We start from the raw sequence: 23,412 nt of genomic DNA, 5'->3' as shown, positions 1-23,412 counted from the left end.
GGGAAGTTTAAGACACCTGCTATTAGAACTATTGTTTTAAATATTTTATTCATTTTGATTGATTTAATTTTTGGCTAATTTATTAACCTGTTCATTTTCTAAAAGTTTGTTGTCGGTTCCAAAAAGAACGCTATTAATCATAGCGAGACCAACGTTGACACTTGTGGTGTTATTTTTCTTTTTTTCTAAAAGTCTAAAAAACGGACGAGCGATAAAATAGAATGCATTTACCCACGCGGTCTTGGATTTCACGCCTTTCAAAGGAAGAATTAATTGAAGTCGAAACATATAAGCATCTTTAAAACCCATATTCAAAATCATATTCTCGGTTTTCCCTTTCACTCGAGCCCACATCAATTTTCCTTTTTCGGTACTGTCTGTGCCTTCACCAGAAACATAGTTAAATACCATTTCAGGATTTATATGATAAAGCGTTTTAGCCAATGCTTCCGTTATTCCGTAGGTAAAACGATGATATTCTTCCTCTTTCTTTCCAATAGAAGAAACTCCCATGCAATGAAAACAAGCATCATACCCTTTTAAATCTTCCTTAATGGAACTAAAATTGAAGAAATCTTTATGAATTACTTCTTTCAATTTTGGATGCTGCATTTGCAAAGAGCTTCGGTTTATGACCAATACTTCTTCAACATTTGGAGATTCTAAACATTCTATTAAAACGCCTCGTCCTACCATACCCGTGGTTCCTGTTATAATTACTTTCATACTTCGTTTTTTCTTTTTTGAATCTCTAAAGAGGCTTCAGCCCAAACCACAAATTGATTTGCGTCTTCAATAATTTCAACAGGAACCTCATAAAAAGAAGCGACCACACTGTTACTTTTAAAAAGTTTTAAAGTCTCTGACCCAGCTTCTAAATACTTGTTTTTATTGGAGTCGTCTACTTTAAAATAAATAGTTTCTTTGGCGATTATACCGAACATTAAACCGTCGGCATACAAGCCAATACAACCAAACATTCGTTTTGTTAGTATAGGTTTCCAATTTGATAATTGGTCCAGAATAAAGTCTAAATAATCGGTTGAAGCAGCCATTTAATCTATTCTTTTAATAATGTGCGATCCACGCATTACTGGAATGGAATATTTTGTCTGAATCAGTTTCGGATTTTCTTCATCTAATAATCTAAAGAAATCTACCGAACCACCTTTTTGGTTTGCATCATGATGGTCGAAAACAGCAACCGCTAAAAATTTGCTTGCCCCATCAAAAACAACACCTTCAGGCATAACACCTTCATAAAAAAATTCATCTTTTAAAGTAATTTTACCAGTCTCTTGATTTAAACTATATAAAGATATGGAATAAAAAGGCTGATAGTTTGGACTCTCTACAGGAAATAAAGAGGCTTCGAAATTTAAAGCAACCACCCATTTTCCGTCAGGACTCACAGCAATATTTTCTGGAGACACTCGTGCTGGTTCAATAGATACAATTTGATTTTGCGGTCCGTTTTCACCTTTATTTTCTCTATCTAAACGAATAGCAGCAACGGTACCTCTATTCGGTGCCAAGTACATACCAGGTACATCCATTCCCCAACCAATGTTGGTTACCAATAGATATTTACCATTGGGAGTCCAGTACATAATACCCGGTAATTTTCCTGGTTTAACAGGCATTCCATATGCTATAAAAGTTAAATCGGTTTCATTGAACTTGTAAAAACGAACCGTTTCGTCTCCAAAAGAACTAGACATTGCTAAATATTCCCCTGTAGGGTCAAATGTTAAATGCGAAATTTTAGAACCAGGAAGTATGGATGCTGCTAGCTCTTTTAAAACAATGTTTTTTGCTTTTCCTAATTTACCGTTTTCTAAAGGGAAAAGAATAATATCTTTACTTTCTTCCATAGTAGAAACCACCACATACTTTCCGCTTGGGTGCACATCTATGGCGTTTACACCATCTGCAATTTCAGCACTACTAATCACCTTTGCAGTTTCAAGATCTACAATCGTTATTTTTCTACCAACCGGAGTATCATTAATCATAGACTCACCTAAAGGAGCAGGACCAAATAATTCTGCGACCAAAGCATATTTACCATCAGGAGTAACGGTTAAACTGTTAGGCCAATACTTAACTGAGTTACTTACTGGTGCCGTTTTTAATGCTGATGGGTCTGTTATAGTTGCACCATTTATTATTGTTAATTGATCCTTTAAATCGGCTGTTTTATTACCAGATTTTCCATCAACGTATGTTGAAGCCAATTGGTCTGCATCAGACAAAACCACTAACTTTTTGGCTTTAAAATCTAAAGGTTTAAATTTTTCTTGTGCATTTACTGAAGTCAATACAAAGAGAATTGTGCTTAATACTATGGCGAACTTTGTTTTCATTTTTATTTAAGTTTAAAATTTCTATTCTAGATTTTTCATCATTCTTCTCAACGAAAACACAAAACTCTCTGGGCTATCTTCTTGTGTAAAATGACCAGCTTCTGGTAACAATTGCACTGGTGCTTTAGGAAAAATAGAACGCCATTTATCTTGAATATTTTGAGAGGCGACTGCTTCATCTTTTAATCCAAATATAAGTTCTACTTGTTTCTTTTGTAATGTATTTAAATTGCCTTCTAAATCTTCTAACCAATCTACTGCCAATGTAATTTGTGCCGGAAAAACAGCGGTTCCTTTTCTAGACTCTTTGGTGGGGAAAGCCATGGCATATGCATCTGTAATGGCTTTATTACTACTCGATTTTGTATTGATTGAACTTTGCATCAAAGTGGTAGCAAAAAAGTTTTCGTCTATAATTTTTGCTTGCATTTCTGGTGTTCTCATATACATGGAGAAATCGAACATTTTTCCTTCAGCTTTCCAAGCCCAAGTATTGCTTATAACAACTCCCAATACTTTATCAGGGTTACTTGTAGCCACAGATAATCCTGTAGGACCTCCCCAATCTTGAACAACAATAATAAATTTATCTAATTTTAAATGTTCAAAAAGTAGTGAGCTAATCCATTCTACATGTTCTTGTGGTGTGAAACCATAATTTTCTGGGGTGTCAGAAAAACCAAATCCAGGTAAATCGTAAGCTATTACTCTAGCTTCACCAGAAAGTGCTTTAATAATATTTCTATTTAAAAAAGACCAATCCGGATTTCCGTGTGTTAATACAATAGGAATACCTTCGCCTTCATCTATATAATGCATGGAAATTCCGTCTTTTTCAAACCAATTACTTTTAAAAGGATACTCTTCCTTATCTACTATAAATGGTCGTTGTTTCTTGTTGGTAACATCTTTGTTATATACTTCTTGTGACTGCATGTTGTTTTCCATAATTTCTATTTTTAAAATTTCTTTCGTTTTATTTTATTCTAATCAATCGATTAGTTTTAAGGTAAAAAAAATGTTATAAATTTTTAAATGTCATTTCTATATAATCTTCTATGACAGCATTGTCTTTTACTTTTGTTGCTAAGCCTAAACCACCAATAGCCAAATCAAGGTAATTTACTTGTCTTTTTATAGTGTCGTTATCTTTTGTAGTATTGAATTCAAGATTCTTCTTAAATAAAGCCTTTAACTGTTCTGCGTAATTTGAAATAAGAGCACCAACTTCTTTATCTACCTCAAGACCAAATTCAGACATTGTATTGATCATTAAACAGCCTCTTTTGTACTCATTTTGGTTTGAAAATTCTGCAAATGCATAAAAGAAGTTCTTAATACTCTCAATACCATTAGAATTCTCTTCAAAGGTTTTTAATAATTGCTGTAGCTTAGTTCTGTACAATTTTAAACTTTCTAAAAACAGATTTTGTTTATTACCAAAACTTGCATTTATAGAAAATTGATTGATACCCATTTCTTTGGATAACATTCGTAAAGAAGTACTTTTATAACCATTCTGCCAGAATAAGCCCATTGCACGTTCTATTACTTCTGCTTCATTATATTTTTTTTCTCTAGGCATAAAACTAAATTAGAGTACAAAACTAATCAATTGATTAGTTATAAAAAAATAAACACAATATTTTGTGATAATAATAACATAAGATTATAATACGATACGAGAACTTATTTAAATTTTAATAAGAAATTAGTGATTTGGTATAATTGCCATTTCACACACATTACGCTTCCCTCCTAAGTCGTCGCATAAAAAGTGTTCCATTAGCATTGTATAAGAAACTTTTAGAATAAATTTTTCTAAGAAACGGTAGAAACAACTTTGCCATTGCATCATCTCGCTCAAAAAACAAAAGGTCTGCAAGACCTTCTATTTTTATGCCGTAACCTAAGCTCAAGTTACATAACACGGAACATTATAATACACTTTATAACAATTAGCGAAATAGCGCTTTGGGCCGATATTTAACATAATTGCAGATATAATGTCTTTAGATTTATATCGATAGTAATTATGTTAAGCTAATTGTGGATTGGTTTCTAAAATATAAATATGATAGCTATTATTCTCTATAATAGAAAATATGCGAGAAGATTCTGAACAATATTCTATAAACATTCGTTTGGACGTGTTTTATTTAAATATCGTAGAATCTCGTATTTGGTATTATGTAGGAATATTTTTTAAATACGCGATTCTCAGATATTGACTATATAGAGAAACTTGAGGTATATAATTAAATGCTATTCAAACGATTTAAGATCTCCAAACCTTTTACAGAAACTAACCTATGCATAAATAATGCATTCAAAAAACACACTGCATTTTTCTTGGTTTCTGGGCTGAATGACATCTCTGAAGTGACAATAATTTTAGAAATATTATCAAAAGAATTGCACATATCTTGCGTGGAAATATCATCTTTATAGAGTCCTTCAGTTATTCCTTTTTCTATATTATATAATACAAAAGGAATAATGATTTCATTTTTATACTTAAAGATTTCAATATATTTATTAGGGTAATACTTTTTTAATTCACGACTATAAGCAGGTGAAATTACTAGTGAAAGTGCATTTATATATTTAAAAAACGAATGCAATTCTTCAATAGCATTTTTAGATATTGCATTCGTTTTTTTTAAAGTTACTTTTAAATCTTCTACTTGTAAAACAATGGTTTCATTTAATAAATCACTTTTATTGGTATAATGCTTGTAAATCGTTTTTTTAGACACTCCACATTTACTGGCAATATCATTCATACTGATATTCTGAATTCCAAAACTGAAAAACAACTCTCGGGACACTTCTAAAATATGATTTTTAATATGCATAATTAAAAAGATTTAATTAATTTGACCAATAGATTTTTTGTAATTCGCCTGACTTATTTGTTGCATTGCTTTGGCGTCGATCACTTCAGAATAGGCTTTTTGCCAAAGTACTTGCGCTTCTAAAACATCTTTTCCTACTACAGTACCAGCATCAAAACGATCTTGGTGTAACCTTAAATTTTCGTCAGCTTGTGCTAAAGATTTTTCAGTGATTTTAACTCTTTTTATGGCTTGTTGCAATTCTAAATAGGCATTTTCAATCTGAATCACAATTAACTCTTGTGTGTCTTGTAATTCCAATTGTTTCGCTTCGGTTTTAAACTGTTGTTCTTTTACTTTTTGTTTACGTCCACCCCAATCAAACACAGGTATATTAACACTCAACACGCTATAATAGGAAGTTAAATCGTTAGAAGCATCACTAAAATTGATTGCTTTTCCTGTGCCATACAATCCACTTACATTAAAGGCAACCGTTGGTTTTCTATCGGCTTTTAAAACTTTAGTTTGTAACGTTTCAATTTCAACAGCATTCGTAAGCATTTTAATTTCTGGCCTATTCGTTAAAGCATCTTTAGCATTTGCTTTTTCCGTAAGTGGAGCATTGATGTTTAAAGCGTCCTTAACTTCAAAATCAGCATTTTCAAGTCCTATTAATTGTGCCATTTTAAGCTTTAAAATTGCTAATCCGTCATTGGCTTTTAATAAATTTAATTCAGCTGTATTTAGTTGTACTTGCACTTTAAGTACATCATTTTTGTAGATAATGCCTGCATCAAACGAATTGGTTAAATCTTTCAATAATTCTGTTAACAGGTCTTTGTATTTGTTGGCTAAATCTACTTTAGCAGTAACATTAATAATTTGCCAAAACGTAGTTTCAACGTCCAATAAAACTTCTGCTTGGGTGAGTTCTTTTTGCGAGGTATATAAATCTACAGCCGTCGAACTTATTTTTTTTGCTGTATGTATTTTACCACCAGCATAAATAACTTGCGAAACACCTAAAGAGGCTACTGCTTGATTTTCTGGTAATAATGCGTTAATTGGTTCACCTACATGAATTCCCATAGCGCTAGCATCTACAAATGGTTTATCTGATGCATAAACCGAAGCTTTTGCAGCTTCTGCTGCGGCTATATTTTGTGACGCACGTTTTGTCTTTTTATTGTTTGTTTTTGCTAATGTTTTGGCTTGTTCCAAGGTTAATATTCGATCTTGAGCCTGTAAGCTTTGAAATGAAATAACCAATAGAAAAACAAAAGACAGGATATATTTATATGTTTTCATTATTTATTTTTTTAAATATACTATAGTGACTACCACTTCCCTTTTAGGGGGGATTGAAATAAATTCAAGAAGCAGTAGTCTATAGTTTTGTTATTTAAATCGTTTTTTTAATTTGTGTTTTAATACCTCTATTTTTCTTGACGTTCTACTTTTCTTAGGTTTGTAAAGAATAGGTTCAAATTCTTCAGCATCTGGGTGTGGATGTTCTGCATCAGGTGTTGGTTTTACAAACTTGTAATACAAAACAGGCACAATAAATAAGGTCAAAACCATAGAAACAATTAAACCAACTGCTAATACACTTCCCAAAGGTGCCCAAAGTGGAGATTTACCAACAATCATTGGCACTACTCCAACGGCAGCAGCAATAGAGGTTAAGAATATAGGGCGCATACGTCTTTTACCAGAAGCTTTAGCCGCTGCTTTTATAGTGTAGCCATGTTGTAGTACCAATTCATCTGCATAATCTACCAGAATAATTCCGTTTCTTACCACGATACCTATTAAGCTTATGACTCCCATAAATGCGGTGAAACCAAGTGGATTATTTGTCAATATTAGCCCTAAAAAGGCTCCTAAAAGACTTAACGGGAATGTAGCTAGTATGACTAATACTTTGGTGAAATCTTTAAATTGAAATAATAAAACCAAGAATATTAATACTAAACTAATACTTAAGGACATCATCATGCCTGGAGCCGTATCATTGGTACTTTCATATTCGCCACCATAATTAATAGTTATACCATCTGGTAATTCTAAATTGGCAATTTTTGGCATCACATTATTTTGAACCGTAGCTGCCTTTAATCCCATTTGCGTTTCGGCAAGTACAGTTAATGTTCTTAAACCATTGCGATGTGTAATAACTCCTGTATGCCATTCTGGTGTAATGGTTGCCACTTCTTTTAAAGGCACTTTAGTACCGAACATAGTAGAAATAGAAAGCACACCCAAATCACTTATATTTTCGCGATTATTGGCATTGTAACGCAATACAATATCGACCGCTTTATCACCTTCATACAATGTGGAAACCGGATACCCTTTTAATCCTGCACCCAATGTTTGCGAAACCATCGCATTAGTAACCCCTAACCTATTTGCTTTATCATCTTTTAAATTGACATTAACACCATAATAATCATCTTGATATGAAGATCTCACCCAGTTTGTACCTTCTTCATTATTTAATATAGAAGTTACTTGTTCTGCAACTTGTTTTTGCTTGGTTAAATCCTCTCCCACAATACGCACTTCTATTGGTGCAGGGGTATCTTTCATAGACAATTGTCTAATTCGAATATAACCATCGGGAATAAAGCCATCAAACTTTTTAATATAGGCATCAGCCAACTCTTGCGTGGCTTCTTTTCCTGTAGTGGTTATGAATATTTGTGCAAAGTTTTTACGTGGAAATTCTGGCGCGTACGTTGAATGAAAACGAGGTGAACTGGTGCCAACAAAACTAGCAACACCTAAAACTCTTTCATCTCCTTTAATTTCTTTTTCAATACGATTAACAGCAGCTTCTGTTTGTTCTAAACTTCCTCCATTTGGTAACCAAACTTCAATATTAAATTGATTTCTTTCGGCTGTTGGAAACAATTCTTGTTCTAAACCTGTAGCAAGACCTAAAGCTAATACAACTGAAGATAAGCCTACTAACAATGTGTTTTTTGGATATCTAAAGCTAAAATCTAAGGCTTTGTTAAATACAGTTTGCAATCTATCTAGCAATGATTTCTTTTCTAGTTGATCGCTAACTTTATGTTTTAATCCCTTTTTAATAAATACATAGCACATGTATGGTGTTAATAATAACGCCACAAGTAACGATGCAAATAAGGCTACAGCCACAGCGATTGGTAGGGCTTGAATAAACTCTTTTGCGATACCATTTAAGAAAAAAGCCAACGGTAAAAAAGCAAAAATTATTGCCATGGTTGCTGTAAAAATTGGCACCATTAATTGTGTAGCACTTTGCCATGCCGCAGTCCAACGATCTACGCCTTCGTCTAATTTTTCTATATAATTATCCACTACAACAATAGCATTATCTACTACCATTCCCAATACTATAATTAATGCGGCAAGCGTTACTTGGTGAATTTCAATACCAAGGATATTTAGTACACCAAAGGTGATAACGATAGCTATAGGACAGGCGATAGCTGAAACAATAGCCACTCTAAAGGGTAGTAATATAATAACTACAATTATTACTGCTAAAATAGCAATGACAAATTCTAGCATAAAGTGGCTAATACTACCTTTTACAACTGCAGGTTGATCTACAATAGTATTGATAGATACATCTTGTGGTAATTGTTGTTTTATAAAGTCTATTTTTTTGGTAAGCTTTTCTCCAAACTGAACGATGTTATTTCCCGGTTGCATTTCTACCGTAAGCATCATTACTTTATTGTTGTCTACTTGAATGAAACTAGAAGTTTCTTCATAACGACGTTCAATAGTGGCCACATCTTTTAAACGTACTACTTTTCCGTCTGGGCTACTGTATATAATTTGGTTTCCTAAATCGGCTTCGTTTTTATATTGATTTTTTGCAAAAACGGATACTTCGGAATTTTTTAATGTAATTCCGCCAGCATAGCCCGTGTTATTTTGCATTTGTATAACTTGGGCAATTGTTGAAAAATCGAAACCATATTGTTTTAGTTTTTCATCCAATACTGTCACGTATATTTGTTGTTTTTGCCCTCCATATCGTTTTATTTTAGAGGTTTCATTAATGGTTTTTAACCCATCTTCTAACACATCTAAATACGATTCTATTTCAGCATAACTACGGCCTGGTGCCGAAACTGTAATCATTTGCGCCACAACATCTCCAAAATCACTATTTACCATTGGACCAACAACGCCTTGTGGAACTGCAAAATCTTGTCTGAATGTGGTATTTAAGCCATGCTGAAGTGTTGCCCAAAAACGATCCGTATCTTTTACATTTTCATTTAACTCAGCTGTTATAATTACTTGACCTTCTTTGGTTTCCGAAATTGTCTTTTCTTTTCTAATTTCTTCAAAACCAAATAAATATTGTTCTAGCTTGTTTGTTAATTGTTCTTCTACCTGCAACTCATCTGCTCCAGGAAATACTGCAAATATCAATCCTTTACGAACTGTAATTTGAGGATCTTCACTACGCGCCATCGTTGCTAAAGAATAGATTCCTAACAGCATTAATAATGAAGTCAAAACAATGGTAACCTGTCGGTATTTCATTGCTGCCTCTATAAAATTTATTTTTACTCTCTTCATTTTAAAATGGGATTTTATTTAGATGACAGTTTTATTGTTTGTCCGTCTTTTAAAGTTCTATGTCCTGCAATTATAAGATGGTCTAGTGCTGTTAAACCATCCGTAACAATAACTTCATTACCATAAAAACCACCAAGAGACACTCTTTTTTTAATCGCTTTATTGTCTAGTGCAACAAATACATAGTTGATATTATTGGCGTCTCTAACAATGGCACTAGCAGGAATCGAAATAATACTTAAGTCATTGTCGGTTTCAATTTTAATGTCGCTAATCATCCCTGGGAGCAATTTGTTCTCAGAATTGTCCAGTCTCACTTTTACATTAAATGTTCTTGTTAAAGCATCAGCACTTGGATTCACAATAGCCACTAAGCCATTAAAAGTTTCTCCCATTGAAGCGATTTCTACTTTTGCTGGAGTTCCTATTTTTAGTTTCGAAATTTCAGACTCAGTAATAGAAGCTTTAGCATACACCTTATCTGTTTTCATAACTGTAAAAGCAGGAATACCGGGAGCTGCTGTTGCTCCAATTTCTGTTAGTTTTGCAGTGATAATACCAGAAAAAGGCGCGTATAATTTAGTGTCCGATAGATTTTTAGCTGCTAAATTTCTATTGGCATTTGCTTGAGCTACAGCAACTTTAACGGCTATAAAATCGCGCTCTGGCAAACTTCCTTTTTGGAATAAACCATTTAGTCTTTTAAAATTATCATTGGCAAGCTCTAAGCCTGCATTGGCAATATCAAATGCATTTTTGTAGGTGGTAACATCAATAGACGCCAATAATGCTCCTTTTTTAACTTTCTGGCCTTCTTGCACATAAACATTAGAGATTCTCCCTGGAATAGAAAAACCTAAAGACACAGTATTATCTGCCTCAATGGTTCCGCTGTAATTTAATACTTCTTTTGTAGCAGTTTTTTCAATTTGTTTTACCGTAACTTCTGGTATGACTTCTGTTTTTATATTTTCTTTTTTTCCAGAACAACTTGCTAATAAAAAGACAAGCGCAGTAGCAGTTAATAAATGTTTCATAGATATGCTTATTTGTGTAATTATTATTTTAATGTTTTACACGGCAAAATTGCATCTAAACGAAAGATTAGAAAAGGTCTATAAAATGAATGAATTGGTCTAAAACCGTTATTTTACAAATGACATGTTATAAATAAATGTAGAAAACAGTTGATTTTTAGAGCTAAACAGGAATAACACTAGTCCAAAAAAGTTATTAAAATCACAAGTAATTAGTGTGCTTTTCGGAAAGCTGTTGGAGACAAACCTGTATGTTTTTTAAAGAATTTACCAAAAAAAGATTGATCGCTAAATTGCAGCTCTTCAGCAATTTCGGCAATACTTAAGGTTGGTTTATTTAATAATAATTTAGCTTCTAAAATAACAGCTTCATCTATTAATTGATTGGCCGTTTTACCAGAAACTTCTTTTAAAACTTTAGATAAATAACCTGAAGTTATGCAAAGTACATCTGCATAAAATTGAACCGTTCTTTCGCTCTTAAAGTTTTCATTTAAAAGGTCTAAAAACCGAAGCATAAGCGCTTCTTGACGAGATAAATTTGCTTCCAAATTCGGGAATTCTCTTTTATAAATAGAACCATATTGATATAATAACAGCTTAAAAGAAGAATGAACTAACTCTTCCTTATATGGTAGTTTTTCTAAAGAAAATCTATGATATCGTTCTAGTGTTTTTGCTATAGAAACGGTAGAATCCATTTCTTTTCCTGTCAGTTTAAGTTTAGGAATGTTGCTCGCTGTAAAAAAATCAAATGCATCAAAATCTTCTTTTCTAAATCCGTTTTTAAGAATAAAATCGACTGTAAAACTAATAGATATAATACTTAATTTTGGGCTCATTTCAAGAATTTGAGCTACAGCTTGTGGCTTTACAATGATCACTTCATTTTTTAAAAGTGTATGTGGAATTAAATTTAACTGTAATTTAAAAGTACCTGAAAGTAGTAATACTAGGGAATAACCATCACTTCTAAAAGGATAGCCAAGAGGGATTTTTTCGAATTTATTATGTGAAATATGTACGTGCAATCCATCACCTTGGTCAGAGTCCCCAACGATTTTAATAATTTCACTTATTGTATGCTTTATTATTGATGAATTTTTCAAATGAAAAAGTTAGTAATTATGTCTACTTCAAATATACTATTTAATTTTAGGTTTATTTTTATACTAATAAAGAACTAAAATTGACTTGAGTTAAAAATTAACCCATTTCACACATATTACGCTTCCCTCCTACGTCGTCGCATAAAAAGTGTTTAATCACAAGGTTAATATTTTTTTAGAGGAGTTCTTGAATCTCGTAAACTCGATTTCATTGACATTGCAGAAGAAACTTTTAGAATTAATTTTTTTAAGAAACTGTAGTAAGAACTTTCGCTTTTAACCAAAGCTCAAGTTGTATAATGTAGAACATTATAGTTCATTTATGTAGTAACTTCTGCATAGCCGTTTTTACGGCTATTTACACATTATTGTAGTTATAAAACGTTTTAGATTTAATAGATGCCTTCATCATCAAATAACATCAGTTCTATAATTTGTGTGGAAGGCAATCTATTTTTATCAATAGTAGCAATAACTACTGAATGTGTTTTGGTTACTGTTCATTTATACTTTTAATTCTTCAAAGACTTTTCTAAAATTTTCAGCACTTTGAGCCCCAACCACTATAATTTTATTATTAATAATAAAAGTTGGAACACTAGAAATATTATTATCAATACAAAACATTTTATTGGCTTCTAATATTTTTTTATACTTATTAGTTGCAAAAACCTGATCAACTTCTGCTTCTGAAATACCTACTGTCAATGCCATTTTCTTTATTTCGGGAACCAAACTTATGTTTATGTCTTTAAAAAAGAATGCTTCGTACATTAGGGAATTAAAGGCATCAGATTTGTTTACCTCTTTAGCATACTCTGCAACTTGTAATGCTTTGTTAGAATTAGGCATCGCAGTGATGTCTGCAAATTCATAGCCGAATTGACGTCCAAATTCTTGTAGCTGAACATTTTTCTGTTTTGCATTTGGGAAATAATCTTTTGAAGGAATACCGTTTTCCGGTATGTCTGAATGAATTTCATAACCTCTAAAGTTAATTTCAATATCATATTCTTTTTTCAGACCATCAATAGTTCCTTTTGCAATGTAGCAATATGGGCATTGAAAATCGGAAAACATTGTAATTTCGTATTTCATTTTATCTCGTTTTTTTAGTATTATTTATATAGAATTTTTATTTTCTTTAAGCTCTTTTAATATTCGTCTAAGAGCAAATACAAAGCTCTCAGGGCTTTCCTCCTGCGTAAAATGATCTGCATTTGGCAATAATTGAACATTTGCATTTGGATAATAAGAACGCCACTTAGCAATCGATTCTATATTTCCTAAAGTTCTATTTTTCTCACCAAAGATCAACTCCACTGGTTTGTCTGCTAAAAGGTGTAATTTTTCTTCTATTTCTAGAAACCAACAAAAGTGCCACAACACAACCAAAACCTAGATATAAATAAAAGTATCCAAAATAATTCCGAACCCATAAAAAAGTCCTTTCAATAGCGTTATAACTTTCTTCGGTGGTAAATAAGACGACTAAAGTGTAAAAAAAATGATCCCTACCGAAATAGATAAAATGGCGTGTTTTTGAATGTATTTTAGCATTAAATCTTCATTTTAAGTAAAACTAAGGATTCGTTTTTAAATACGAATCCTTACTTAAAAAATGCAATTACTGTATAAGTATTGTTCAATTCAGCTAGAATATTTGAAGTTTCAAGCCTTATAACGATATCCCAACATTCCTAATAAATATACAATTACGCTCTATTGAAAATCAGATGCCTTAAAAGGGTACTTTCTTGGTGTTTTCTGAATAGTAATCCAATGTGCAACAGTAAACGATTTTACTCCCCATTGTCCATTAAAACGACCTAAACCTGAGTTTTTAACACCTCCAAATGGTGCATAAGCACTATCATTAACCGGTTGGTCATTAATATGCGTCATACCAGCTTCAATACCTTGTGCAAATGCCATTCCTTTAGCTTCGTCTTGTGTAAACACAGAACTAGACAAACCAAAATCTGTAGCATTAGCTAAACGCAATGCGTCTTCCATATCTTTAGCACGTGTAATAGATACTGCAGGTCCAAAAATCTCGTGTTTGAATAACGGACAGTTTTCATCTGTATCTACAAAAACGTGCGGTGGCATATGTAAACCATCTGCTTCACCACCTAAAGCCATTTTATAACCTTGTGCTTTAGCTTCGTCTATTAGGTTTTTAACGGTGTCAAATTGTGCTTGATCTATGATTGGTCCTACAAACGTGTCCGGATCATTCATATCCAAACGTTTTAAGGTTTTAACTTTTGCGATAAACTTCTCTGTGAATTCATCATAGACTTTATCTTCTACGATAATTCTGTTAATCGCCATACAAATCTGACCTTGATTCATAAATTTACCCCAAGCAGCAGCTTCTACAGCTTGATCAATATCTGCATCTTCAAGCACTACAAACGGACTGTTACCACCCAATTCTAATTCGATATTTTTAATAATATCTGCACTCAACGCATTTTGCCCTACTTGACGACCAACCGGAGTTGAACCTGTAAAAGAAATTAATTTTGAGATTGGATGCTTTGTAATTGCAGTACCAATAGTTCCACCTCCACCAGGCAACACACTTAATAATCCTTTTGGGAAACCTGCTTCTTCTAGAAATGAAGCGAAAATTAATCCTCCAGTAACTATAGATGTTGATGCTGGTTTTAAAACCACTGCATTACCAACCGCTAACGCAGGTCCTAAAGTACGAGCTGTTAATTGTCCTGGGAAATTCCAAGGAGAAATTAATCCTATTACTCCTAATGGTTTTCTAACTGCAATAGATTCTTTACCCTCTATATCTCTTGGTAAAATTTTACCTTCTACTAATAATGGTAAATGCACAGCGCTTTCAAAAACACTAGCTACTAACTCAGCTTCAAAATAGCCTTTTGCCAAAGTTGCTCCTACTTCTTTTCGTGCCCATTCTGCAAATTCTTGTTTACGATTTCTAACAACCGTAGCTAGTTTTTGCATCATTCTGCTCTTTTCTGGAGGTAATACTGCAGCCCATTTTTTTTGTGCAATTGCAGCTGTTTCAAAAGCTTCATTTACATCATCCTCTGTGGCACCGTTTAAAGAGAATAACTCCTCTTGATTCCAAGGATTTATATCTTTTATTACTGGTCCTTTTCCATCTTTCCATTCGCCACCAACAAATATTTTTTTGGTGTAATCAGGTAATTCTTCTTGTGTTTTCATTTTTGGTATGTTTTCTTAATTAATTTTTTCTATTTTTCAATCTGATTCACAAAAAATTCTTGCTGAGAAGATGCTATAATAGCCTCTTTCATTAATTTATCTGTAACCTGTGTATACGATTGTTTTCTGTGGGTAACACCAGCTTCATCATTTTTCCAACGTTGTTGCAATGCAAAAGAATTTTCTTTTCCTTTAATGCTGTAAAAATCAAAACGGATGTTGCCTTCTTCTTGTCTGGTAAGTTCTGTGTGCTCTATTAATTGTTTCACAAACTCTTCTTTATAGCCTTCTTTAATTTCAAAAATGAAAAACAATAGCACTTCATTATTGTCCACTTTAATTTGACTAAAATCATTAGTTGGCAACGGTTTTTCGTTATTTAAAAACAATGTTTTAGGCGCTTCAATTAAAGCCGATTTTACGCGATCTGCAATTCCTCTTTTGTCTACTGCTTCCGTATGAGATTCTAAAGTCTTTTCTCCTTCATTTATTCCGAAGACCAAAAAATTTTCTGGATTGTTTTTATCTTGAAACAACTTCATCTCTAAAGTTCCAGCCTCTTTACGCACCACCTCTTGATTCTCTAGCATTTCCTTTTTAAACAAATCAATCTTGTCCGATTTTATTTTAAAAGTGGATAAAATGGTAATTTCTGGGTCTTTCTTTTTATCATAAACCACAGACATCCCTGTTCCTTTATTTAAAATTAAACGCATTTTAGTATCTGTAACATCAATCTGAATACAGTCTGAACCTAAATCCATCGTTCCTAGAGTACTTGTTCTACAGAAATATTCACCTTCCCAATTCCAAGTTCCTTTTAATTCTTGTCCGCCAAAGTTTCCTTTAATTATTCCGTCACTTGTAGCAATAGACGCTCCACCTTCATCACCATAATAATTGTCGGCTCCTTTTTCTATATAATCTTCTTTAGTAGTAATTCTATCCCAAGAAACGGGCTGGTAGGCAATCAATTTATTATCGAAAATATAAGGTGCATAAATGATTTCGCCATCCGTATTAATGTCTGCAATTCCTTTGGAAGACGCATCAATTAAATAGCTTTTATCACCATCAAACGTGAATAATTGTCCTGTTGGGTTACTGCTGGCAAGTAAAACACCGTTAAAAGATGTAACACCATCAAACACTCCTTTTTTATTTGAAGAAGTAATTAACGTTACCTTTTTAGAAGTGATATCAATGTTATATAATGAACCAAAATCTTCAGGTTCCCATTCTTTTCGCATTAATCCTTCGCCATTTTCTAGTCCGTAATTAGCAACAACCAAGGTGTTATTTTCTACAAAAACGCTATTCGGAAACGGAATTTTATCCGACTGTAACCACACCACTAATTTGTCATTCTCAATAGTGTAAATTTTACCACCAGGCACATCAGAAATAAAAACTTGTCCTGTTTTTTGGTTTATGGTTAAGTCATTTAAAGAACCTGCTTCGTTGTCTGCGTAACTTTTTATGATACTTCCGTTATCTAGATTTATAAGATGCACTTGCTTTTGGTCGGCAACATACAAGGTGTTTTTATAAATATCAGAACCTGTAGGAGCTGTTAATCCGGTTGTCCAATTAAGGTTGTCAATTACTCCATCTTTAGAAACGCGACTTATAAAACCAGGTGCTGCACCATTGGTGTTAGAAACATACAACCATTTATGATTTGGTGAGGCATACACAGATTCCGGCATTTTAAACCCGTCTAATTCCCATTTTATAGCTACAGAAAAATCGTTAGTAATTAGCTCCTCACTTTCTTTATCTGTTGAAACTTTTGGCACTTCTTTGTCCTTACATCCTGCTAATACAATGACTAGCAGTACTACTATTGTGTAAATTGAATTTTTCATATCTCGTTTACTTGATGTAAATATTCTGGAATAGGACGTTCTAATGTTTCTGATAACACTTTACCTGTTTCCATAGAAAGTGCGTCTGTTGTAGAAAACTTCTGTGCTAATTCTTGCGTTTTCCATTCTTCAATAACCACCAACTGATTTGGATTTTCTAAAACCGTATATGCGTTAAAAGAAACACAATCATCTTGAGCTCGCACATTCGGAATTTGCTTCTCGTATTGTGCGATCAGTTTTTTGTTTTCATCTGCTTTAATATCAAACAAAGCAATAACACGTAGTTCTGCTGAATTAGCAGTACTGCTAAACTCTTCAACTCCTTTTTCTTCGGAAACTTCACCAACCAAAACATAAGCTTTAGGTGGGTTTACAAGTGCTTCATTAGCTAATTCTGCTAGTTTTAGTTCGTAGGATTGAGAACGATGAAATGCCACAGCCTCTTCTCCGGTAAACAATTCATATCCAAAAAACATATTAGGGTTTTGCTTATCTTCAAACAAGCGAATTACCAAACATCCTGGTTCTGTAACACTTCCCTTTTTTACAGTCATTAAAGCCTCTTTAAATTGAGAACGGAATGCTGGTTTTACTTCAAACTGACCTATAACTTTTATCATCTTATCTCGTTTTTTTATTGCTATTTATATAGAATTCTTATGCTCTTTTAATATTCGTCTAAGCGCAAACACAAAACTCTCAGGGCTTTCCTCTTGCGTAAAATGATCTGCATTAGGCAATAATTGAACATTTGCATTTGGATAATAAGAACGCCATTTAGCAATAGATTCTGGATTTCCTAGAGTTCTATTTTTCTCACCAAAGATCAATTCCACTGGCTTGTCTGCTAAAAGGTGTAATTTTTCTTCTATTTCTAGAAACCAAGATTCTGAAAGTGTAATATGCTGTGGAAAAATCAATGTTCCTTTTCTAGATTCTGGTGTTGGAAATGCCATTTCATAAGCATTAATAATCGCTTGATTATTGCCAGATTTTTTATTCATACTTTTTAAAAGCAATGTTCTTACAAAGTAATTCTCCTCATAAATAAGTCTTTTTCCTTCTTCCGTTTTAAAGAAATTAGAAAATTTTTCTGATTCAGGATTTGCTTTCCAAGCCCAAGTATTAGAAATAACGGCTCCTAAAATACAATTTGGATGGTTTGTAGCAAGATGCAATGCAGTTGGTCCGCCCCAATCTTGCACAACCAAAATAAACTTTTCAAGTTTTAAATGATCAAGCACCAAAGATTTCACCCATTTTGCGTGCTCTTGTGGCGTATAATCAAAATCTTTAGGCGTATCTGAAAATCCAAAACCTGGTAAATCATAAGCTATTAATCTTGCTTCACCAGATAACTCTTTTATAATATTTCTATATATAAATGACCATTCTGGATTTCCGTGTGCTAATACAATAGGTATGCCTTCTCCTTCATCTATGTAGTGCATCGAAACACCGTCTTTGTCATACCAATTACTTTTAAAAGGATACTCTTCTTTATCTACTAGAAAAGGTCTTTTCTTCTGGTTTGATGCATCTTTGTTAAAAATTAAAGCATTTGTAGAATTATTATTTTCCATAACCAAATTGCTCTTAAATAGTAACAATTACTTTACCAACTGTTCTTCCTTTTTCAACTTCTCTATGTGCGTCTGCCATATCTTCAAAAGCAAAGGTTTTATAGATATTTGGTTTAATAGCACCACTTTCTAACATTCCTTTTAAAGTGTTCATATCTTTAGCGCTAGAATGCACTAAAATATTAGAAACCGTTTTGTTTTCTTTCTCTGCTATAGCTTTAGCTTCCTCGGGCATATCCATACCAAAAGTGGTAATTACTGTTCCTCCATCTTTTAAAACCTTAGTGGAGTTCACTAATACTTGACCACCTTGAGTATCTAATACAAAGTCGATATCAGATAAGATTTCTTCAAATTTTTGTGTGTGATAATCTATAGCTTCATCTGCACCAATAGACAGTATGAAATCTTTGTTTTTAGCTGATGCAGTTGCAATAACATACGCACCAAAACTCTTTGCTATTTGAATTGCAAAATGACCAACTCCACCAGAACCAGCTTGAATTAAAACTTTATCTCCTTTATTAATTTTTCCTTCTAAAATTTGTAATGCCGTTAAAGCAGCCAAAGTGGTCGCAGCAGCTTCTTCAAAAGAAACGTTGCTTGGCATAAGTGCTAAATGAGCTTCTGGAGCTGCAACAAATTCCGCGTATGCTTTACCTGCTCCTGGAAAGTTTACCATCCCAAAAACAGTATCACCTACTTTAAAATCGGTAACGGCTGTACCAGCCTCAGTTACTGTTCCTGCAATATCCCATCCTAAAATAACTGGACGATTTTTACCGTACATTGAATCCAACATTTTGTCAGCGTACTTTGGTTTTACATCTGCAGGGTTTAATGAAATTGCTTTAACAGCAACTAACACTTCGTTTTCTTTTATGCTTGGCTTTTCTACTTCTGCTAAATGAAGGTTTTCTGGTCCTCCTGCTTTTGTTAATACTATAGCTTTCATATTGTGTGTTTTTTAAAAAATTATATTTGATGAATTTGATTAAAATAAAGGATTATCGTTCGCAGATTTATCTCCTTTATTGAAGGTGTTAAACGCATCCCAATGTTCAGAAATTTTACCGTCTGTAATTCTAAAAACATCCATTGTAGAGGTTCTATCACCTTCTTTATTTGTAATTACTTGAACGAAAACAAGGTCTTTCTCTGCCACAACAAGATTGAAATTGAGTTTAAATTTAGGAGCATCTTTTAACCAAATAGGTAACATTTCTTTAAGCGCTTCTCTACCATCTGCAACATTAGGGTTGTGCTGAATGTAAACTGGACCAACATATTTATCTATGTTTTGATAATTCTGGTTTCCGAAGAGATCTTGATAAAAATCTGTTACTACTTTTTTGTTTGCCTCTAAAGTCGCTTGCTCCTGATTTTGAACTTCTATTTTAGATTCCAAATTTGTAATGTTTTCATTTAATTTTTTTAATTCCGCAGAATTGTCTGTACAAGATGCAAATAAGATAGCACCAATTAATACTACTGTTAGTTGTACTTTTTTCATAATTTTAATTTTAGTTATTAGTTAATTTTAATGATACTACAAATCTAAAAATGTCTTGTAGTTTAGTAATGGTAAATAATGTACCTTTAATGGTATATTGTGTTCGTAATTTATTTAATATCAATATTTTATGATTTAATTAACAAAGTACGCCTTACTTTTTAACGTAAATCATAGGAAGTGAAAAAGATTCAATTTTATTACTAAAAAGAATTGGCGCATATAGCGTATTACCTTGAATACTTATATCTGCTAATCCTTTAGGAAATGTTCCTACTCTTTTTCGAGTATCGTTATTAATAAAATACAAATCACTAACAATTCCGCTAGTCACTAAATATCCGTCTTTAACTGCCGCTAAACCATCTAAAGCACCTAACTGATACGCACTTTTAATCATCGTAGCTGTTTTGTCTTTTAGGTTGACTTTATACAAACTACCAAACTTATCTGGAGTTAATTCTAAGGATAATTTTGTGCCAAAATCAGCTATAATTAAATTATCATCTTGAATAAAAATTCCGTTTGGATGTTTAATTTCTGGTGTTTGAAACCAAACTACTAGTTTGTTATTTTCTAAAGTGAAGATTTTTCCGCCTGCAATATCAGAGATAAAAACCTGACCTGTTTTAGAAACTACAACATCATTTAATGAAACCACATCTGTTGATGTAAAGCTATTTATGAGCTTACCTTTTTTTACATCAATTATATGAAGTTCCTTGCCATCACCTACATACAATTTGTCTTGGTATAAAGCTAAACCAGCAGGGTTGTTTAACCCTGTTACCCATTTATAATTATCTACTTTACCTGCTTTTGTAATTCGGCTTATATATCCTTTTTCATTCTGATTTACGTTAGAAACATACAACCAATTTTGTGTGGGAGAAGCCACTATAGATTCTGGCATAGAAAAACCTTCTAATTCCCAGTTTTTAATTAATTGATTAGAAGAATTAACTTTTGTAGTTGCCACATAATTGGTTTCTTTTAAAACTTCTTTCAAAGCAAAAACCCCATTGTTTGCTGCAGGAAAACCAGTATAGAGACTCAACAAAATCATCGTTTCAGAAATCTCATTTGGAGTTACACCTACGTTCAAAGCAGCTTTCATATGCGACTTTAATTGTGATGTTGAATTAGCTTGTGTAGTAAGACTAGCAATTATTAATAATTCTTTTGTTTTAAAATCTAAACCTGGTCTGTTATAAATTTCTCCAAAACCATAGCGAATTATGTAATCTGACATATCTGGGGATACGTCTTTAAACGCCGCTTCTAAACCATTTGCAGCGCCTTCTCCATTAACCTCATTTACAATTTTTACGCCTGTTTTATAGTTGTCTTCTTTTGTGTTTTGTGCAATACTCGCAAAAGAGAAAGACAATGCTAAAACTAAAATTATGTACTTTTTCATAATCTTATTATTTTCCGTTTTGTTTTGCTGTAGCCTTTGGTGCTGCACCTTGTTTTAAGTCTTTATTTCTGAATTTTTCTGTTTCTGGAAGTTGTAAATTAACTTGGTTTACTTCTTGAATTTCAATAGAAAGTTTATCAAATTTGATGTCTTCTAAATGCCCACCCAATTTTATATCGTCTGATAAAAAGTGAAAATGCATTCCCGGAATAACGATGTTTCCTAGATAATCTGGTGTAAATAAACCTACCAAAGTCCCCTTAATGTTGTCTCTAGTATACATTACACGTGTATCTAAATATTCAAATAAAGACACATCTTCATTCTCTACTTTATGGGCAGAAGCCATTTTTAAGTGCTTAAATTCACCTTTAATTCTATACGCGTAAAAACTATTTTTAGAGGTTGAATATTTTTGAAGCTCTCTAGTTAAATCTTCATAAGACTCAATATTTTCAACAGTTACGGTTTGTTTCGGTTGAAAGTTTATCATCGTCATATTTGGTGATTCTAAATCGTCTGGTGCTTCTGCGATTCCGCCTTCGGCATCAATCGTATAGACCACTCCGTCTACAGCAACCAGCTCTCCAGCCAAATGATTTACGGTTCCAATACCAATATTACCTTGCTGTACCATTTGTTGTGGCGTAATATTACCTTCATAAATACTATTTAATAAGGCAACCGTTGGTGCATATTGGTGAATGGTATTTTCGGTATGAGGCGCCAAACCGTGTTTGTCCGTATCCTGAGAATGTGAATGTCCGTGCGCTTCTTCCGAAGTTGACATTGCTTCTTTTTTAGTCTCATTTCCGCAGCTTGCTAAAAGCGCCAACGAAAATAGTAGTATTAGTTTTTTCATAATAGTAGTTTTTAGTTGAAGGTTAATGAGTATTAAATTTCTTTAACGAAATTCATATATTGCTTTAAATCACCAATTACAGCTTCTTCCATAAGTTTACCTGTTTTTTCTGCGTACGGTTGGTGAAAGTGAATGTCCCACACATCAGATTCTTTTCTCCAATGTTCATATACAGCCAATGTGTCTTCTTGGTCGTCTACTGTGTATAGATCAAAAAGAATGTTTCCTTTTTCCTCTTTTCTGGTATGTGTAATGTGGTCTTCAAACTGATTTAAAAGTTGTGCTCTAAATTCTGTTTTCAACTTAAAAATGAAGAAAATAATAAATACTTCATCTTCTGGGTTTGCAGATTTAGTTCTTTCCGGTAACGGATTGGTATCCCCTAAGAAATAAAAATCTGGAGCACCTGCTAATGCAGTTTGTCCAACTTTCATTAACTTCTTTGTGTGCGGCTTATTATCGTGAGATGTTATTGCTGCTTTGTCTGCCCAACGTTCGTAAACAAAAAATACATTGGCATCAGTATTCGATACAAATACTTTAATTTCTTTATTGCCAGCTTCTTTTTGTGTCGCTGCTTGTGCTTCTTTTAAAGTTGCTGCAAAACTAGTTGCGTGTTCCGGTTTTGCTGTGAATTTTACGATTGTGCTTTTCATAATATGATTTTTTATAGTGTTCTCGTTTATTTTATAATTTGGTAATTATGGTTTCTTCTGAAAATCTAGATTTTGGAAGCTTCGCATTGAAATCAGTGTCTTTTCTATAACCTAAAGATACAACTGCTAAAGCCGTATATCCTTTTTCGCGTAAGCCGAATTCTTCATCTAAAGCTTTTACATCTACACCTTCCATTGGGCAAGCGTCTATGCCTAAAGCTGCAGCACCTAATAAAAGAGACCCCATATTTAAGTAGACTTGTTTTTCCATCCAATGTGGTAAATCTTTAAGGTCGTATTTATGAATATCTGCAAACAACATACGTCCACCGTGCATTTGGTCTTTAAA

General features: G+C 33.0%; 22 protein-coding genes. All 22 read right to left on the bottom strand.

The genetic code is table 11. The features are described 5' to 3' along the window. Positions 1-63: 63 nt before the first annotated feature. Positions 64-726: an NAD-dependent epimerase/dehydratase family protein gene (locus MPF19_RS14250; RefSeq protein ID WP_249988762.1), complete on the bottom strand. Its 663-nt coding sequence runs from the start codon at positions 724-726 to the stop codon at positions 64-66. Next, positions 723-1,055, bottom strand: a complete 333-nt coding sequence (locus tag MPF19_RS14245; RefSeq protein ID WP_249988761.1) for a TfoX/Sxy family protein — start codon at positions 1,053-1,055, stop codon at positions 723-725. Before MPF19_RS14245 ends, MPF19_RS14250 begins: the two co-directional genes overlap by 4 nt. Continuing rightward, positions 1,056-2,366: a lactonase family protein gene (locus MPF19_RS14240; protein ID WP_249988760.1), complete on the bottom strand. Its 1,311-nt coding sequence runs from the start codon at positions 2,364-2,366 to the stop codon at positions 1,056-1,058. 21 nt (positions 2,367-2,387) lie between these two features. Next, the gene (locus MPF19_RS14235; RefSeq protein ID WP_249988759.1) at positions 2,388-3,314 is read right to left on the bottom strand and encodes an alpha/beta fold hydrolase; all 927 of its coding nucleotides are present in this window, start codon (positions 3,312-3,314) and stop codon (positions 2,388-2,390) included. 73 nt (positions 3,315-3,387) lie between these two features. Then, entirely contained in the window at positions 3,388-3,951 is a 564-nt protein-coding gene (locus MPF19_RS14230; protein ID WP_249988758.1) for a TetR/AcrR family transcriptional regulator, read from the bottom strand. A gap of 673 nt (positions 3,952-4,624) precedes the next feature. Continuing rightward, the gene (locus MPF19_RS14225) at positions 4,625-5,224 is read right to left on the bottom strand and encodes a TetR/AcrR family transcriptional regulator (protein ID WP_249988757.1); all 600 of its coding nucleotides are present in this window, start codon (positions 5,222-5,224) and stop codon (positions 4,625-4,627) included. Between the two features lie 12 nt (positions 5,225-5,236). After that, complete coding sequence (locus tag MPF19_RS14220) at positions 5,237-6,514, bottom strand: TolC family protein (protein ID WP_249988756.1); 1,278 nt, start codon at positions 6,512-6,514, stop codon at positions 5,237-5,239. A gap of 90 nt (positions 6,515-6,604) precedes the next feature. Further along, a complete protein-coding gene (locus tag MPF19_RS14215) occupies positions 6,605-9,799 on the bottom strand; it encodes an efflux RND transporter permease subunit (RefSeq protein ID WP_249988755.1) in 3,195 nt (1,064 codons plus the stop codon). Between the two features lie 14 nt (positions 9,800-9,813). Next, complete coding sequence (locus MPF19_RS14210) at positions 9,814-10,836, bottom strand: efflux RND transporter periplasmic adaptor subunit (RefSeq protein ID WP_249988754.1); 1,023 nt, start codon at positions 10,834-10,836, stop codon at positions 9,814-9,816. Between the two features lie 212 nt (positions 10,837-11,048). Continuing rightward, the gene (locus MPF19_RS14205) at positions 11,049-11,945 is read right to left on the bottom strand and encodes a helix-turn-helix domain-containing protein (RefSeq protein ID WP_249988753.1); all 897 of its coding nucleotides are present in this window, start codon (positions 11,943-11,945) and stop codon (positions 11,049-11,051) included. 504 nt (positions 11,946-12,449) lie between these two features. Then, the gene (locus tag MPF19_RS14200) at positions 12,450-13,043 is read right to left on the bottom strand and encodes a DsbA family oxidoreductase (protein WP_249988752.1); all 594 of its coding nucleotides are present in this window, start codon (positions 13,041-13,043) and stop codon (positions 12,450-12,452) included. Between the two features lie 24 nt (positions 13,044-13,067). Continuing rightward, positions 13,068-13,334, bottom strand: a complete 267-nt coding sequence (locus MPF19_RS14195; protein ID WP_249988751.1) for an alpha/beta fold hydrolase — start codon at positions 13,332-13,334, stop codon at positions 13,068-13,070. Between the two features lie 333 nt (positions 13,335-13,667). After that, positions 13,668-15,158 carry an aldehyde dehydrogenase family protein gene (locus MPF19_RS14190; protein ID WP_249988750.1) on the bottom strand — a complete coding sequence of 497 codons (1,491 nt, stop codon included), beginning with the start codon at positions 15,156-15,158 and terminating at the stop codon, positions 13,668-13,670. A 29-nt stretch (positions 15,159-15,187) separates the two neighbouring features. After that, entirely contained in the window at positions 15,188-17,026 is a 1,839-nt protein-coding gene (locus MPF19_RS14185; RefSeq protein ID WP_249988749.1) for an antibiotic biosynthesis monooxygenase, read from the bottom strand. Continuing rightward, complete coding sequence (locus tag MPF19_RS14180; RefSeq protein ID WP_249988748.1) at positions 17,023-17,649, bottom strand: putative quinol monooxygenase; 627 nt, start codon at positions 17,647-17,649, stop codon at positions 17,023-17,025. The genes MPF19_RS14185 and MPF19_RS14180 overlap by 4 nt, the downstream gene beginning before the upstream one ends. Before the next feature lie 24 nt (positions 17,650-17,673). Then, complete coding sequence (locus MPF19_RS14175) at positions 17,674-18,612, bottom strand: alpha/beta fold hydrolase (protein WP_249988747.1); 939 nt, start codon at positions 18,610-18,612, stop codon at positions 17,674-17,676. A 13-nt stretch (positions 18,613-18,625) separates the two neighbouring features. Then, complete coding sequence (locus MPF19_RS14170) at positions 18,626-19,567, bottom strand: NADP-dependent oxidoreductase (RefSeq protein WP_249988746.1); 942 nt, start codon at positions 19,565-19,567, stop codon at positions 18,626-18,628. Positions 19,568-19,606: 39 nt separating this feature from the next. Then, on the bottom strand, positions 19,607-20,125 hold the full coding sequence (locus MPF19_RS14165; RefSeq protein ID WP_249988745.1) for a nuclear transport factor 2 family protein: 519 nt from the start codon (positions 20,123-20,125) through the stop codon (positions 19,607-19,609). Positions 20,126-20,279: 154 nt separating this feature from the next. Further along, complete coding sequence (locus MPF19_RS14160) at positions 20,280-21,545, bottom strand: carboxymuconolactone decarboxylase family protein (RefSeq protein ID WP_249988744.1); 1,266 nt, start codon at positions 21,543-21,545, stop codon at positions 20,280-20,282. A 7-nt stretch (positions 21,546-21,552) separates the two neighbouring features. After that, positions 21,553-22,407 (bottom strand): acetolactate decarboxylase, encoded by an 855-nt coding sequence (budA, locus tag MPF19_RS14155; protein WP_203392507.1) that lies wholly within the window; start codon positions 22,405-22,407, stop codon positions 21,553-21,555. Between the two features lie 32 nt (positions 22,408-22,439). Beyond that, complete coding sequence (locus MPF19_RS14150) at positions 22,440-23,063, bottom strand: putative quinol monooxygenase (RefSeq protein ID WP_249988743.1); 624 nt, start codon at positions 23,061-23,063, stop codon at positions 22,440-22,442. A gap of 31 nt (positions 23,064-23,094) precedes the next feature. Then, positions 23,095-23,412, bottom strand: a 318-nt coding sequence (locus MPF19_RS14145) for a nitroreductase family protein (RefSeq protein WP_249988742.1), incomplete at its 5' end; no start/stop codon positions are given.

The sequence above is a fragment of the Polaribacter sp. Z014 genome (genome assembly GCF_023555435.1).
Lineage (GTDB): Bacteria > Bacteroidota > Bacteroidia > Flavobacteriales > Flavobacteriaceae > Polaribacter.
This window is presented reverse-complemented; position numbering and strand designations above follow the sequence as displayed.